The organism is Micromonospora sp. ATA51, assembly GCF_016802855.1.
GTDB classification, from domain to species: Bacteria; Actinomycetota; Actinomycetes; order Mycobacteriales; family Micromonosporaceae; genus Micromonospora; species Micromonospora sicca.
Genome location: NZ_JAEVHJ010000169.1, coordinates 1 through 13,863 on the forward strand (window position 1 = coordinate 1; position 13,863 = coordinate 13,863).

A 13,863-nucleotide genomic window follows, 5' to 3' on the forward strand; every position below is an offset into this window, starting at 1 on the left:
GTGGTCAGGCGGGGGTGGGGAGGGTGGCGCGGCGGGTGCGGACGGCGGTGGCCAGGTCCGTCAGGACCTCGGCCGTGGTGCCCCAGCCGAGGCAGGCGTCGGTGACCGACTTGCCGTACTCCAGCTCGCGGGTGGGATCGAGGTCCTGGCGGCCGGGCTGGAGGAAGCTCTCCAGCATGATGCCGACGATGCCGCGCTGGCCGGCGGCGAGCTGGGCGGCGACGTCCGCGGCCACCTTCGGCTGGTTGCGGTGGTCCTTGCCGCTGTTGGCGTGGCTGGCGTCCACCACCACCCGCTCCGGCAGCCCGGCCGCGCGGAGCAGGTCCAGCGCCCCGGCCACCGACTCGGCGTCGTAGTTCGGGCGCCCGCCCCCGCCGCGCAGCACCAGGTGGCCGTCGGCGTTGCCCCGGGTGTGCATGATCGCCGGGGTACCGGAGAAGTCGATGCCGGGGAAGACATGCGGCACGCCGGCCGCCCGGATCGCGTCGACCGCGGTGGAGATGCTGCCGTCGGGCCGGTTCTTCATGCCGATCGGCATGGACAGCCCGGAGGCGAGCTGCCGGTGCACCTGGCTCTCGACCGTCCGGGCGCCGATCGCGCCCCAGGACACGGTGTCGGCGATGTACTGCGGGGTGATCGGGTCGAGGAACTCGCAGCCCACCGGGAGGCCGAGGCGCAGCACGTCCAGCAGGAGCGCGCGGGCGGTCCGCAGGCCGGTGTTGACGTCGCCGGAGCCGTCCAGCCCGGGATCGTTGATCAGGCCCTTCCAACCCACCGTCGAGCGCGGCTTCTCGAAGTAGACCCGCATCACCACCAGCAGGTCGTCGGAGAGCCGGTCGGCCACCTCGCGCAGCCGGCCTGCGTACTCCAGGGCGGCGGCCGGGTCGTGCACCGAGCACGGGCCGACGACCACCAGCAGGCGGTCGTCGGCACGGTCCAGCACCCGGCCGACCGCGCGCCGACCGGCCAGCACGGCCTCGGCGAGCGTCGCGTCCAGCGGCAGGTGGTGGTGGAGCAGGGCCGGGGTGGTCAGCGGCACGACACGGTCGATCCGCTGGTCGATGACCCGATGGGCGTCCGGGGTCGTCACGGTGGGGTTCCTTCCGCCGACCGTGCCCCGGGGCCGGCGCCCGAGGTCGAGCCGGCTGCTCGTACGCAAAAGGGCAGGGAAGCGATCCCTGCCCAGCCGGCTCGAAGAGGAGTGACGTCAGATCATGGTGAAGTCACCGGCTCCTCCAGCCGGCTGCCTAAACCATCGATACGACCGCGTCACGTCCGCCAGCGTACCCGACGGGACGGACGGGCTCACCAGGTCGTCGGGAAAGCCTCGCCTCACGTTCACCTCCTTCGATTCGACCCCCGGTAGTTTCGGCGGCACCGAACGCGAATTCGTGGAGGTTCCTGATGGACCGACGTACCGTCCTGCGCGCCACCGTCGCCGGTGCCGCCGCCTTCTCCGGCAGCCTCTGGGCCGGCGCCGCGCATGCCGCCCCGGCCCAGCCCGGCGTCGGGCCGTACGGGCCGCTGGGCAGCGCCGACGCCAACGGCATCCAGCTTCCCGCCGGGTTCACCAGCCGGACGTACCTGCAGGGCGGGACGGCGGCGGGATCACCTACGAGGTGCGCGGCCCGTTCCGCTGAGCCCCGCGCCGGGTAAGTGGGTCGGCATGAGTCACGAGCAGAACGACCAGGACCGGGTCGAGTCCCGGGCCCACCTGCTGCCCGAGGAGGCGACGGTGGGCAGCGACGACCCGGAGGCCCAGGCCGGCGTCATCCTCACCGAATCGGACATCCGGGAGGACCAGAAGGTCGCCCCCGACACCGTTCTGGAGCACCGTACGTCGGATCAGACGGTGACCCCGAGCGAGCCGCCGGACTGAGCCGACGCGCCGCGGGCCAGGCGGGAACCCCGGTAGGTCCGGTCGCGCAACCGCGCGATCGGACCCACCACCCGCAGCCCCGGCGGCACGTTGCCGATCGGATCGAAGGCCAGCGCGGCGTCCTCCCGGGCGCCGCGCTGGTCGACCAGGCAGACCTGCCCGAACGGCCGCCACGGCCCGACCGCCGAGGCCACCGCCAGCACCAGCCGCGGCGCGTCCACCCGGGCCGCCGCCGCGGAGACGTCGGCGAGGCTGCGGCCCAGGTCGGGGGAGTCCGGGTCGGCCAGCGCGGCCAGGAAGAGCCGCCGCCGGCCGCCCGGAAGGACATGATCGAGCTGTACGTCCCGGTGAAGCGCCGCCGGGGCAGCGGCAGGTTCCGCAGTACCGGCGCCGCCCCGCTGGACGAGACCACCAGGTCCACCGGCGGCTCCGGGTCCCGGTGGAGCCGCACCCCCAGGCCCAGCACGTCCGGCCAGCCCGACGGGGTCGGCACCCCCTTGGACAGGCGGACCGTCGCCGGGTAGCGGCCGGGCAGGTCCAGCAGCGGAACGCCCGTCTGCGGCCCCGACGTACCCCAGATCATCGCCTCGGCGGAGAAGGTCCGGCCGGTCGGATGCAGCAGCCGGGCGTGCCGCCGGCGGGCCAGGGCGGCGGCCGCGCGTTCGGCGGCGGCGGGGGGAAGGCTGGGCATGCTCCGCGAGTACCCCGGCCCGGACCGTCGATGCGCCCCGCTCGTCACCTTTCCGCCCGCGAGATCGGATAGCGTCGTGCCATGCCCGACAGCGGTTACCCCTGGCCCATCGAGACGACCCGACTGGACAACGGCCTGCGCGTGGTGGTGAGCGAGGACCGCACCGCGCCGGCGGTCGCCGTGAACCTCTGGTACGACGTGGGGTCGCGGCACGAGCCGGACGGGCAGACCGGCTTCGCCCACCTCTTCGAGCACCTGATGTTCGAGGGCTCGGTGAACGTGGCGAAGACCGAACACATGAAGCTCGTCCAGGGTGCCGGCGGCTCGCTCAACGCCACCACCAACCCGGACCGGACGAACTATTTCGAGACCGTCCCCGCCGAGCACCTGGAGCTGGCGCTCTGGCTGGAGGCCGACCGGATGGGCGGCCTGGTGCCGGCGCTGACCCAGGAGACGCTGGACAACCAGCGCGAGGTGGTCAAGAACGAGCGGCGCCAGCGCTACGAGAACGTCCCGTACGGCGACGCCTGGTTGCGGCTGCTGCCGCTGCTCTACCCGCCCGGTCACCCGTACCACCACGCCACGATCGGCTCGATGGCCGACCTGAACGCCGCCGAGCTGGCCACCTTCCAGGCCTTCCACACCACGTACTACGCCCCGAACAACGGGGTGCTCACCGTGGTGGGGGACGCCGACACCGCCGAGGTCTTCGCGCTGGCCGACAAGTACTTCGGCGCGATCCCGGCCCGCGAGGACATCCCGGTCGCGCCGGACGGGCGTACGGTGCCGGCGACCGGGCGCCCGGCGGTGGAGACGGTCACCGCCGACGTGCCCGCGCCCCGGGTCTATGTCGCGCACCGCACCCACCCCTACGGCACCCCCGGGTACGACGTGACCACCGTGCTCGCCACCGTCCTCGGCACCGGCCGGGCAGCCGGCTCTACCAGCGCCTCGCCGACGGCGAGCGGATCGCCCAGCCGGACCTGGTCGGGGCGTACGGCGTCGACCTCGCGCACGGGCCCGCCCCGCTGATCGCCACCGCCACCGCCCGCCCCGGCGTCACCGCCGACCGGTTGGCCGCCGGACTCGCCGACGTGGTGGACGAGCTGGTCACCGTGCCGGTGACCGCGGCCGAGCTGGACCGGGCCAAGGCGCTGCTGAGCACCCAGTGGTGGCGGCACATGTCCACGGTGGACGGGCGCGCCGACGTCCTCGGCCGGTACGCCACCCAGTTCGGCGACCCGGCGAAGATCGGTGAGCGCCTGCCCGCCTGGCTCGCGGTCACCGCCGAGCAGATCGCCGAACAGGCCGCCGAGTTGCTCGGCGCCGCCGACCGGGCCACCTTGACCTACCTGCCCGAGGAGACCTCATGACGCTGATCGCCGCCCGTCCCGGCCCGGGCGCCGCCCGCCCGTACCGGTTCCCGCAGGTGGTCCGCCGTACCGTCGCCGGCGGGCAGGTCGTCGCCGCGCACCTGCCCGGGCAGAACCTCGCCGTGGCGCTGCTGCTGCTCGACGCGGGCGCCGGGCGGGAGCCGGTCGGCAAGGACGGCGTCGGCGGGGTGCTCGCCAAGGCCCTGGAGGAGGGGACCGCGCAGCGGGACGCCACCGCGTACGCCCTGGCGATCGAGGCGCTCGGCACCGAGTTGGTGACCGGGCTGGACTGGGACTCCTTCCAGGTGAGCGTGCAGGTGCCGGTGGAGCGGCTGGGTGCCGCCGTGGAACTGCTCGCCGAGGCCGTCCGGACGCCCCGGCTCGACCCGGCCGACGTGCGGCGGGTCCGGGACGACGAGGCGACCGCGCTGCGGATGGACTGGGCCAACCCGGGCCCGCGGGCGGACGCCGCGCTCCGGGCCGACCTGTTCGGCGTTGGCAACCGGTGGGGGCGGCCGATGTACGGCGACCCGGATACCGTGGCCGGGCTCGACGTGGACGACGTCACGGTCTTCCACTCCGAGTGGTTCATCCGCCCGGGGACGCTGATCGTCGCCGGTGACCTGGAACGGATCGACCTGGACGCGCTCGCCGCGGCGGCGTTCGCCGGCGCCGGCGGCGGTCCGGTGGAGAAGCGTGGCCCGATCGAGGTGACGCTGCACGACCGGCGGCGGATCATCCTGGTGGACCGGCCCGGGTCGGTGCAGTCCACGCTGCGTCTGGGTCACCCGTCCCCGCACCGGGCCCACCCCGACCATGTGCCGATGACGCTGGCCGGCACGGTGCTCGGCGGGGCGTTCACCTCCCGGCTCAACCACCTGATCCGCGAGGTGCGCGGCTACACGTACGGCATCCGGGGCGACTTCGCCTCGTCCCGCCGGTTCGGCCGGTTCGCGGTCAGCTCCGGGGTGCAGACCGCGGTGACCGCCCCGGCGCTGGTCGAGGCGGTCGGCGAGATCACCCGGACCCAGCTGACCGGGGTGACCGAGGACGAGCTGGCGGTGGCCCGGTCCTGGCGGGCCGGTCAGCTCTCGGTGGAGCTGCAGAGCCCGCGGGCGATCGCCGCCGCGCTGACCACGCTGGTGGTGCACGACCTGCCGGACGACTACCACGCCCGGCTGCGCGAGGCGCTGCTCGCCGCCGACGTCGAGCAGGTCTCCGCGGCGGCCGCGACGCACCTGCACCCGCACGCGCTGACCCTGGTCGTCGAGGGGGACTCGGCGGTGATCCGGGACGAACTCGTGGCGGCCGACCTCGGCGAGGTCGTCGACCACGCCGGCTGACCGCGCGGTGTGACGTCGGTCGCGGTGCCGCCGGCCGGGGCGTTCCGGGAGCGGCGGCGAATGCTTCGGCGCTGGGGCCCGGTGGCGCGGGATCTTCCGGGCCAACGGGCCGTCCGGCGGCGTCGTTCCGGGCCCCGGGTCGGACCGGTGCCCGTTGCCGGCCGGTGAGCAGGCCGGTCGCCGGCCCGGGCGGTGGGAAAGCCTTCCCCGCCCGGGCGGGGACGTGGGTAGCCTCGCGGGCATGAGGATCGGCATTGTGGGGGCCACCGGCCAGGTCGGTGGCGTGATGCGGCAGGTGCTGGCGGAGCGCGCGTTCCCGGCGGAGCAGGTGCGGTTGTTCGCCTCGGCGCGGTCGGCCGGGCGCACCCTGCCGTGGCGGGACGGCGAGGTCGCCGTCGAGGACGCGGCCACCGCGGACTACCGCGGGCTGGACATCGTGCTCTTCTCCGCGGGCAAGGGCACCGCGAAGGAGCTGGCCCCCCGGGTCGCCGCGACCGGCGCGGTCGTCATCGACAACTCCTCGGCCTTCCGGATGGATCCGGAGGTGCCGCTGGTGGTCGCCGAGGTCAACCCGCACGCCGCCGCGAACCGGCCGAAGGGCATCATCGCCAACCCGAACTGCACCACCATGGCCGCGATGCCGGTGCTGCGCCCGCTGCACGAGGAGGCGGAGCTGGCCGGCCTGGTCGTCTCGACGTACCAGGCGGTCTCCGGCGCCGGGCTGGCCGGCGTCGCCGAGCTGGACGAGCAGGTCCGCAAGGTCGCCGAGCACGCCAGCGGCCTGGCCTTCGACGGTGCCGCCGTGGAGTTCCCGGCGCCGCGGTCCTTCGCCCGCCCGATCGCCTTCAACGTGCTGCCGCTCGCCGGCTCGATCGTCGACGACGGCTCGTTCGAGACCGATGAGGAGCAGAAGCTGCGGAACGAGAGCCGCAAGATCCTGGAGATTCCCGGGCTGAAGGTCTCCGGCACCTGCGTCCGGGTGCCCGTCTTCACCGGCCACTCGCTCCAGATCAACGCGCGCTTCGCCCGCCCGATCACCCCGGCCCGCGCCCGCCAGCTGCTCGACGGCGCGCCCGGCGTGGCGCTGTCCGACGTGCCCACCCCGTTGCAGGCCGCCGGCCAGGACCCGACGTACGTCGGGCGGATCCGCGCCGACGAGACCGTCGAGCACGGCCTGGCTCTGTTCTGCTCGAACGACAACCTGCGCAAGGGCGCCGCGCTCAACGCCGTGCAGCTCGCTGAGCTGGTCGCCGCCGAGCGCCGCTGACCCCCGCCGCCGCTGGCCCCCGCCGCCCGCGGCTCGACCAGCCGGTGTCGGCCGCATCCGGTGGCTGCCTCGGCCGGCTGGTCGGACGCCGCCACCTGATGTTCCCGCGAGCGATATGCCTGAGCGGCATATTTATGACTGTCAGGCATATCGTTCGTCGGGCATATGCCTTCGCCGGATCGGGTTGCCGAGACGCGCCGCCCGGGACCGGAGCCGCAGGGCGGGAACCGTCGCGGTGGACGCGAATGTGCGCTGAGATGGAGTCGGCAACAAGCGACTCGACGCGGAGGACGCCATGGCGGACGACAAGACCCAGCGGGCCCTGACCGACCTGATCGCCGGCCGGTGGCTGGGCGTGCTGGCCACCATCAAGCGGGACGGCCGGCCGCAACTGTCCAACGTGGTCTACTCCTTCGACCGCGACCGGGGCCTGATCCGCGTCTCGATCACCGACGGCCGGGCCAAGACCGCCAACCTGCGCCGCGACCCCCGGGCGAGCTTCCACGTCAGCAGCGACGACGGGTGGGCGTACGCGGTGGCGGAGGCGCGGGCGGAGCTGACCCCGGTGGCCGAGCGGCCGGACGACGCGACCGTGGAGGAATTGATCGGGCTCTACCGGGCGGTGCAGGGCGAGCACCCGGACTGGGACGACTTCCGGGCCGCCATGGTCGCCGAGCGCCGCCTCGTGCTGCGGTTGCACGTGGAGCGGGTCTACGGCATGCCCCCACGCGGCTGACCGCGTGCCGACCGGCGGGCGTTACCGCTCGGCGGGGGCGGGTAGACGACCATGCCGACACCGAGAGGGGAGCACCATGACAACGGTCGGAGAGTTCATGACGACCCGGTTGGTGACGATGGACGGCAGCGACACGCTCACCGCCGCGGCGCAGGAGATGCGCGACAGTGCCATCGGCGACGTGGTGGTGACCGATGGCGGCAACGTGGTCGGCATCGTCACGGACCGTGACATCACGGTCCGCGGCGTCGCCGAGAACATGGACCCGAACACGACCCGGCTCGACCAGATCACCAGCAAGGACGTGGTCACCGTCAGCCAGTACGACGACGCGGTGGCCGCCGCCGACCTCATGCGGACGTACGCCGTCCGCCGGCTCCCGGTGATTGACGACGGCCGCCTGGTCGGGCTGATCTCGATGGGCGACCTCGCCGTCGAGCGGGAGCCCCAGTCGGTGCTCGCGGACATCAGCGCCGACGAACCGAACAACTGACCCGTCCGCCGCGGTGACGCCGGCCCCCGATCCGGGGGCGGCGTCGTTGGTGCCGAGCGGGGCCGGGTGTCCCCGCCGACCCGGTCAGGGCTTCTCGACCACCACCCGCACCTCGGACGCGCCGCGGGTGGCGCCCACCACCTCGGCTTCGGCCCGCACCTCCCGGTCGACCCGGGCGGGCAGCGCGCTGAACGGGGTGACCATGAGGTCCACTCGCCCCTTGGCCGCCTGCTTGGCCCGCCAGGTGCCGGTGACCTCGCCGTCGACCAGCAGCGCGCCCGGGTTGCCCAGCATCCGCCAGAGCTGCTGCTGGTGAGCCTTCTCCGGCACCAGCACGGCCCGGTCGCGGGCCTGGAGGTAGGGATCGCCGGGCGGCAGCAGCCGCACCAGTTCCGCCGGCTCGGCCGCCCGGAGCGCGTCGAGCCGGTCCGCCGACACCCAGGCCGGGCGACCGTCGATGCGGACTTCCGTAAACGCGTCCGCCGGCCACACCCGGCGCAGCTCGGTGGCGCTCGTGCCGAGGAAGGCGGCCACGTCGCCGATGGTGGCCGGGCCGAGCAGCCGCAGGTAGGCCAGGACCAGCGCGTCCGTGCCGGCGGCCACCTCGGGCGGCCCCGGGCGCTCGGCCAGCGGCGCGAGCCGCGCGGTCCGCCCGGACACCGCCAGGCGTACGCCGCCGGCAAGGCCGGCCTGCTGGAACAGCGCGCCGGAGACGTGCCGGGCGGCGCACGGCCGGCACTCGTAGCTCAGCTCGGCCGGGATCCGCTCGGTGACCGCCCGGCTCACCTCGCCCCGGTCCATCGGCGCGGTCACCACGGCCCGGAACGCGTCGGCGGCGGCCCGGAACGCGACCAGCCCCAGCTTCGCCCCCTCCCGGATCTGCCCGGGAATGCGACGGGTGGCGTCGGTGTCGCTGAGCGGCCAGAGCGCGGCGGCCAGCGCCGGCAGCTCCGCCCGGCGGTGCAGGTGCGGCGCGCCGCGGAACGACCAGACCAGCTCCAACCGGTCGTCGTCCAGCCCGCCGGCGGCGGGAACGCGGGCGGCCAGCGCCAGCCGGGCCGAGCCGTACGGGGTGTCCTGCGCGCCCAGGGCCAGCACGTCGAGGTCGGCGGGGCGCAGCCCGGGACGGTCGAGCTGCTGCGCCGCGACCCGGTACGCCAGCACCCGCTCCCGGTCGATTTCCGGTTGGCCCGCCACTCGCCCTCCCTGTCCCCTCCCGTCGCAGGTTACCGCCGTTCGCCGACACCGGGGCGTGCGCGACTCACCCGAACCGGGCGAGATTGACGTCGTACCCGACGGGGACCCCTCCTCGGACGTCGAACGCCGCGGACCGCGGGAGGAGTGGACCGGATGCTGGACGCGACCACGAGGTTCTTCGAGGACCTGGACCGGCGGGGGTTCGAACCCCTGTTGCAGAAGACCTCCGGAACCCTGCGCTTCGACCTGCACGAAGGGGCGCAGACCACCCACTGGCTGCTCCGGATCGAGCGGGGAAACCTGCACGTGAGCCAGGAGGACCGGGAAGCCGACACGGTCGTGGGTACCGCGCCGCGGCTCTTCGGCGAACTGGTCACCGGCAGTGAGAACGCCATCGCCGCGCTGCTCCGGGGCGACATGACCGTCTCGGGTGACCTGCGCCTGGTGCTCCAGGTCGAACGGATCTTTCCCGGTCCGCCGGATGCTCGCGGGCCCCGCCACGCATTCCAGAGGGAGGCCCGCTGATGCCGGGCACCAACACCGTCCGGATCCTGGACGGCAACACCTTCGTGGTCTCCGAGGACACCGGCGACATCGAGGCCACCCCGAGCGAGCCGACCGGCCTGTTCTCCCTCGACACCCGCTTCCTGTCCAAGTGGGTGCTGACCGTCAACGGTGAGCGGCTCAACGCGCTCTCCTACGACGACCTCCAGTACTACGAGGCGCGGTTCTTCCTGGTGCCGGGGATGGCGACGCACTACATCGACGCGAAGCTGTCGATCATCCGGGAGCGGGCGGTGGGCGGCAGCTTCCGGGAGACCCTGACCTTCCTCAACCACGACGAGAAGCCGGTCGACGTGGAGATCCGGATGGACGCCGGCTCCGACTTCGCCGACCTGTTCCAGGTCAAGGACGAGATCCTCAACAAGAAGGGCGAAATCTACCGCGAGATCGAGCCGGACCGGCTGCGGATCGGCTACCGACGCGGGAACTTCAGGCGGGAGACCGTCATCAGCTCCTCCGTGCCGGCCCGCTACGACCAGAACGGCTTCGCGTTCAGCGTCCACCTGGAACCGAACGAGCAGTGGAACACCGCGATCGACGTGCAGACGTCCGCGGTCGGCCCGGGCGGTCGGGACCTGCGGATGGGACTGCGGGCGCACGGCACCGAGCGGCTGGCCCTCCAGCAGGACCTGGAGGAGTGGGTCGCCCGGGCGCCCAAGGTGAACAGCGAGCACGGCCGGGTGTCCCACACATACCGGCGCAGCCTGATCGACCTGGCCGCGCTGCGCTTCTCGCCGCTGTCGCTGGGCGGGCAGACGCTACCGGCGGCCGGCCTGCCCTGGTTCATGACCATGTTCGGCCGGGACAGCATCCTGACCTGCCTGCAGGTGCTGCCGTTCGCCCCGGCCCTGTCGAAGACGACGCTGCGGATCCTGGGCGCCCTGCAGGGCACCCGCTTCGACGACTTCCGGGACGAGGACCCGGGCCGGATCCTGCACGAGATGCGGTACGGCGAGACGGCCGCCTTCGAGGAGCAGCCGCACTCGCCGTACTACGGCTCGGTGGACGCCACCCCGCTGTTCGTGGTGCTGCTCGACGAGTACGAGAAGTGGACCGGCGACGTCGCGCTGGTCAAGGAGCTGGAACGGGAGTGCCGGGCCGCGCTGAAGTGGGTCGACGACTACGCCGACCTGGTCGGCAACGGCTACATCTGGTACGAGCGCCGCAACACCGACACCGGCCTGGAGAACCAGTGCTGGAAGGACTCCTGGGACTCGATCTCGTACTCCGACGGGACGCTGCCGCCGTTCCCGCGGGCCACCTGCGAGGTACAGGGATACGCGTACGACGCGAAGATGCGGGCCGCCCGGCTGGCTCGGGAGTTCTGGGGCGACCCGGCGTACGCCGACCAGCTGGAACGTGAGGCGGCCGAGCTGAAGCAGCGGTTCAACCGGGACTGGTGGGTGGAGGACGGCGAGTACTTCGCCCTCGGCCTGGACCCGACCGGTCGGCAGATGGACGTGCTCAGCTCGAACATCGGTCACCTGCTCTGGAGCGGCATCGTCGACCACGACCGGGCGGCGAAGATCGCCGGGCACCTGGTCGGCCCGCGGCTCTTCTCCGGGTGGGGGGTGCGGACCCTGGCCGAGGGCGAGGTCCGCTACAACCCGATCGGCTACCACAACGGCACGATCTGGCCGTTCGACAACTCGTTCATCGCCTGGGGGCTGCGCCGGTACGGCTTCGCCGAGGAAGCGGCCACCATCGCCAGCGGCATCCTGGACGCGGCCACCTACTTCGACGGGCGGCTGCCCGAGGCGTTCGGCGGCTACCCGCGGGACCTGACCAAGTTCCCGGTGGAGTACCCGACGGCGTGCAGCCCGCAGGCCTGGTCGACGGGTACGCCGCTGCTGCTGCTCCGCACGATGCTCGGGCTGGAGCCGCACGAGGGGCACCTCGCGGTCGACCCGCGACTGCCGATCGGCATGGGCCGGATCGAGGTGCTGGACATCCCGGGCCGGTGGGGCCGGGTGGACGCCTTCGCCCGGGGCCGGATGGACATGCACGAACTGGCCGCCTCGTAGCCGCCCGGTGACAGCGCCACCGGCCCCTGGCCGGCGGCGCCACCCGTCAGTGCCCCGGCGGCGTCTGGTCGCCGTGCGCCTCCGCCCGGGGGAGCAGGCAGAACTCGTTGCCCTCCGGGTCGGCCAGCACCGTCCACCGCGGCAACTCGCGGACCACCGTGGCCCCGGCCTCCAGCACCGCCGCCCGCTCCTCGGCGTCGCCGACCAGGTCGAGGTGGATCCGGCCGGGGACGGGCAGGTCGTCCGCCGGGCTGATCCAGACGTCGGGCCGGTGCCCCGACGGGTCGCGCAGCAGCACCGCCTCGGTCGGCCCGAGCGAGCGGTCGGCGAGCCGGACCCGATCCACCTCGGCCACCGGCAGCCCGGTGACCGCGCTCCAGAACGGCGCGAGCAGGTACGGGTCGCGGCAGTGGATGACGATGGCGGCGAGGTCGGGCATGCCCTGACGGTAGCCGCGTCACCCGGTCGGCAGGACGCTGTCCAGGAACGTGGCGGTGACCGCCCGGATGTCCGGACGGTCCAGGTCGAGGGCGTGCCCGCCGTGGGTGATCCAGGCGTGCACCGGGTGCCCCGCGGCGAGCAGCCGGCCGGTGAGTCCCACCGTCTGGCCGACCGGCACGGACCGGTCGTCGCGCCCGTGTACGAGCAGCACCGGCACGCCGGAACCGAGGTGGGTGGCGACGGTCGCGTCGACGGTGGCCGGGTCGCCGGCGGCCGGCGGGTGACCGAGCAGGCCGGCCCACGGATCGTCGTGGGCGCGCAGCCGCCGCCATTCCGCGTCGAGCGGGTCGCCGCCGGACAGTACGCCAGCCCGGCCGCCACGTCGCCGCGCCGGTCGACCCCGCGCAGGGCCAGGTGCAGGGCGAGGGTGGCCCCCGCCGAGTCGCCACCGACCAGCAGCGGCAGCCCGTCGGCCGAGGCCCGGGTCGACCGGGCGGCCGCCCGTACGTCGTCGAGTTGGGCCGGCCAGTGCGCCTCGGCCACGAAGCGGTAGGTCGCCGCGACCACCCGCAGCCCGAGCGGGGCCAGCGCGCCGCCGTCCTCGTGGTACCGGCCTCGCCAGCCGCCGCCGTGGATCCAGAGCAGCACCGCGCGTTCGGTCATCCCGCCATGGTGTCCGGCTTCGCCGCCGCCCGCAGCGGTCTCTGCCGACGGCAGAAGGGCGGGCCGGTCCGGGTGTCCGTTCGGCACGCTCCGCCCCTACGGTTCCGTAACCTACGCGGGGTAAAGTTGCCGGATGTCGGAACTCGTGTACCCGCCCGTGATCGCCGCCGCCAAGACGATGTTCCGGGTCCTCGACCTGCGCCTGACCGTGCAGGGCAGCCACCACGTGCCGCCCACGGGTGGCGCGGTCCTGGCCAGCAACCACGTCAGTTACCTGGACTTCATCTTCTGCGGCTACGGCGCGCACGAGTCCCGCCGGCTGGTCCGGTTCATGGCCAAGCACGACGTCTTCACGCACAAGGTCTCCGGTCCGCTGATGCGCGGCATGAAGCACATCCCGGTGAACCGGGCGGCCGGCGCCGGGTCGTACAACACGGCGGTGGACGCGCTGCGGCGCGGGGAGGTGGTCGGCGTCTTCCCGGAGGCCACGATCAGCCGGTCGTTCCTGGTCAAGGAGCTCAAGAACGGCGCCGCCCGGATGTCGCAGGAGGCCGGCGTGCCGCTGCTCCCGGTCGCGCTCTGGGGCACCCAGCGGCTCTGGACCAAGGGCCGGCCGCGCACCCTGACCCGGCGGCACACCCCGATCACCATCCTGATCGGCGAGCCGATGGACCCGGCCGGGTACCCGGACGCCGGCACCATGACGGCGGAGCTGAAGAGCCGGCTGAGCGCGCTCGTGGACCGGGCTCAGCGGGAGTACCCGGACGCCCCGGCCGCGCCGACGACACCTGGTGGCAGCCGGTGCACCTGGGCGGCAGCGCGCCGACCCTCGAGGAGGCCGCTGAGCTGGACCGCCGGGGCCGGCGCACCACCATGTCCTGATCTCCTTCAGGCGGTCCAGGTGCGGGTCGCTCGCCGCGTTCATTTGTATCAGATGCGGATGCCAGACTGTCCGATGTGCAGCTCCGGTACAACTATCGCGTCTACCCGTCGCCCGCACAGCAGGCAGCGCTGGGGCGGGCGTTCGGGTGCGCGCGGGTGGTGTTCAACGACGGGCTGCGCGCACGTCAGCAGGCCCGCCAGGCGGGCGAGGCGTACCTGTCGGACGGCGACCTGTCGAAGCGGGTCATCACCGAGGCGAAGCGGACGCCGGAGCGGGTGTGGCTGGGTGAGGTGTCGGCGGTGGTGCTCC

14 protein-coding genes and 4 pseudogenes are annotated in these 13,863 nt (G+C 73.6%); 12 read left to right on the forward strand and 6 right to left on the reverse strand.

Annotation, left to right across the window (positions count from 1 at the left end):
* Positions 1 to 4: 4 nt before the first annotated feature.
* Positions 5 to 1,090, reverse strand: a complete 1,086-nt coding sequence (locus JNW87_RS23285; RefSeq protein ID WP_238454392.1) for a 3-deoxy-7-phosphoheptulonate synthase — start codon at positions 1,088 to 1,090, stop codon at positions 5 to 7.
* Between the two features lie 314 nt (positions 1,091 to 1,404).
* Here JNW87_RS23285 and JNW87_RS23290 point away from each other — a divergent pair.
* Both JNW87_RS23290 and JNW87_RS23295 read left to right on the forward strand, forming a co-directional pair.
* Positions 1,405 to 1,617: pseudogene (locus tag JNW87_RS23290) on the forward strand (translocation protein TolB); the annotation flags it as partial.
* A 49-nt stretch (positions 1,618 to 1,666) separates the two neighbouring features.
* Positions 1,667 to 1,879 (forward strand): hypothetical protein, encoded by a 213-nt coding sequence (locus JNW87_RS23295; RefSeq protein ID WP_109800085.1) that lies wholly within the window; start codon positions 1,667 to 1,669, stop codon positions 1,877 to 1,879.
* On the opposite strand, the gene JNW87_RS23300 is transcribed toward JNW87_RS23295, so the two are convergent.
* The gene (locus JNW87_RS23300; RefSeq protein ID WP_238454393.1) at positions 1,846 to 2,100 is read right to left on the reverse strand and encodes a hypothetical protein; all 255 of its coding nucleotides are present in this window, start codon (positions 2,098 to 2,100) and stop codon (positions 1,846 to 1,848) included. The genes JNW87_RS23295 and JNW87_RS23300 overlap by 34 nt on opposite strands.
* A gap of 105 nt (positions 2,101 to 2,205) precedes the next feature.
* On the opposite strand from JNW87_RS23300, the gene JNW87_RS23305 reads away from it, so the two are divergent.
* The 6 genes and pseudogenes from JNW87_RS23305 (at position 2,206) to JNW87_RS23330 (ending at position 7,782) form a co-directional block, all read left to right on the forward strand.
* A complete protein-coding gene (locus JNW87_RS23305; protein ID WP_238454394.1) occupies positions 2,206 to 2,403 on the forward strand; it encodes a hypothetical protein in 198 nt (65 codons plus the stop codon).
* Between the two features lie 248 nt (positions 2,404 to 2,651).
* Positions 2,652 to 3,943 (forward strand): annotated as a pseudogene (locus JNW87_RS23310) (M16 family metallopeptidase).
* Entirely contained in the window at positions 3,940 to 5,286 is a 1,347-nt protein-coding gene (locus JNW87_RS23315) for a pitrilysin family protein (RefSeq protein ID WP_238454395.1), read from the forward strand. Before JNW87_RS23310 ends, JNW87_RS23315 begins: the two are co-directional and overlap by 4 nt.
* A 241-nt stretch (positions 5,287 to 5,527) precedes the next feature.
* The gene (locus tag JNW87_RS23320; RefSeq protein ID WP_109800089.1) at positions 5,528 to 6,553 is read left to right on the forward strand and encodes an aspartate-semialdehyde dehydrogenase; all 1,026 of its coding nucleotides are present in this window, start codon (positions 5,528 to 5,530) and stop codon (positions 6,551 to 6,553) included.
* Positions 6,554 to 6,848: 295 nt separating this feature from the next.
* Positions 6,849 to 7,289 carry a PPOX class F420-dependent oxidoreductase gene (locus JNW87_RS23325; protein WP_109800090.1) on the forward strand — a complete coding sequence of 147 codons (441 nt, stop codon included), beginning with the start codon at positions 6,849 to 6,851 and terminating at the stop codon, positions 7,287 to 7,289.
* 76 nt (positions 7,290 to 7,365) lie between these two features.
* Positions 7,366 to 7,782, forward strand: a complete 417-nt coding sequence (locus JNW87_RS23330) for a CBS domain-containing protein (RefSeq protein ID WP_109800091.1) — start codon at positions 7,366 to 7,368, stop codon at positions 7,780 to 7,782.
* A gap of 84 nt (positions 7,783 to 7,866) precedes the next feature.
* Here the strand turns inward: JNW87_RS23330 and JNW87_RS23335 are convergent, their stop codons facing one another.
* Positions 7,867 to 8,979 (reverse strand): DNA glycosylase AlkZ-like family protein, encoded by a 1,113-nt coding sequence (locus tag JNW87_RS23335; RefSeq protein WP_236647310.1) that lies wholly within the window; start codon positions 8,977 to 8,979, stop codon positions 7,867 to 7,869.
* A gap of 153 nt (positions 8,980 to 9,132) precedes the next feature.
* On the opposite strand from JNW87_RS23335, the gene JNW87_RS23340 reads away from it, so the two are divergent.
* Positions 9,133 to 9,504 carry an SCP2 sterol-binding domain-containing protein gene (locus JNW87_RS23340; protein WP_109800097.1) on the forward strand — a complete coding sequence of 124 codons (372 nt, stop codon included), beginning with the start codon at positions 9,133 to 9,135 and terminating at the stop codon, positions 9,502 to 9,504.
* Positions 9,504 to 11,567 carry a glycogen debranching N-terminal domain-containing protein gene (locus JNW87_RS23345; protein ID WP_109800092.1) on the forward strand — a complete coding sequence of 688 codons (2,064 nt, stop codon included), beginning with the start codon at positions 9,504 to 9,506 and terminating at the stop codon, positions 11,565 to 11,567. Before JNW87_RS23340 ends, JNW87_RS23345 begins: the two co-directional genes overlap by 1 nt.
* A 46-nt stretch (positions 11,568 to 11,613) precedes the next feature.
* Here the strand turns inward: JNW87_RS23345 and JNW87_RS23350 are convergent, their stop codons facing one another.
* The 3 genes and pseudogenes from JNW87_RS23350 to JNW87_RS23360 all read right to left on the reverse strand — a co-directional run.
* Positions 11,614 to 12,006, reverse strand: coding sequence for a VOC family protein (locus JNW87_RS23350; RefSeq protein ID WP_238454396.1), 393 nt, complete (start codon positions 12,004 to 12,006; stop codon positions 11,614 to 11,616).
* An 18-nt stretch (positions 12,007 to 12,024) separates the two neighbouring features.
* Complete coding sequence (locus tag JNW87_RS23355; protein ID WP_238454397.1) at positions 12,025 to 12,219, reverse strand: hypothetical protein; 195 nt, start codon at positions 12,217 to 12,219, stop codon at positions 12,025 to 12,027.
* A 191-nt stretch (positions 12,220 to 12,410) separates the two neighbouring features.
* Positions 12,411 to 12,671: pseudogene (locus tag JNW87_RS23360) on the reverse strand (alpha/beta hydrolase); the annotation flags it as partial.
* A 133-nt stretch (positions 12,672 to 12,804) separates the two neighbouring features.
* Between JNW87_RS23360 and JNW87_RS23365 the strand changes: the two are divergent.
* Positions 12,805 to 13,553 (forward strand): annotated as a pseudogene (locus tag JNW87_RS23365) (lysophospholipid acyltransferase family protein).
* Positions 13,554 to 13,628: 75 nt separating this feature from the next.
* On the forward strand, positions 13,629 to 13,863 hold a 235-nt coding region (locus JNW87_RS23370; RefSeq protein ID WP_238454398.1), incomplete at its 3' end, for a helix-turn-helix domain-containing protein.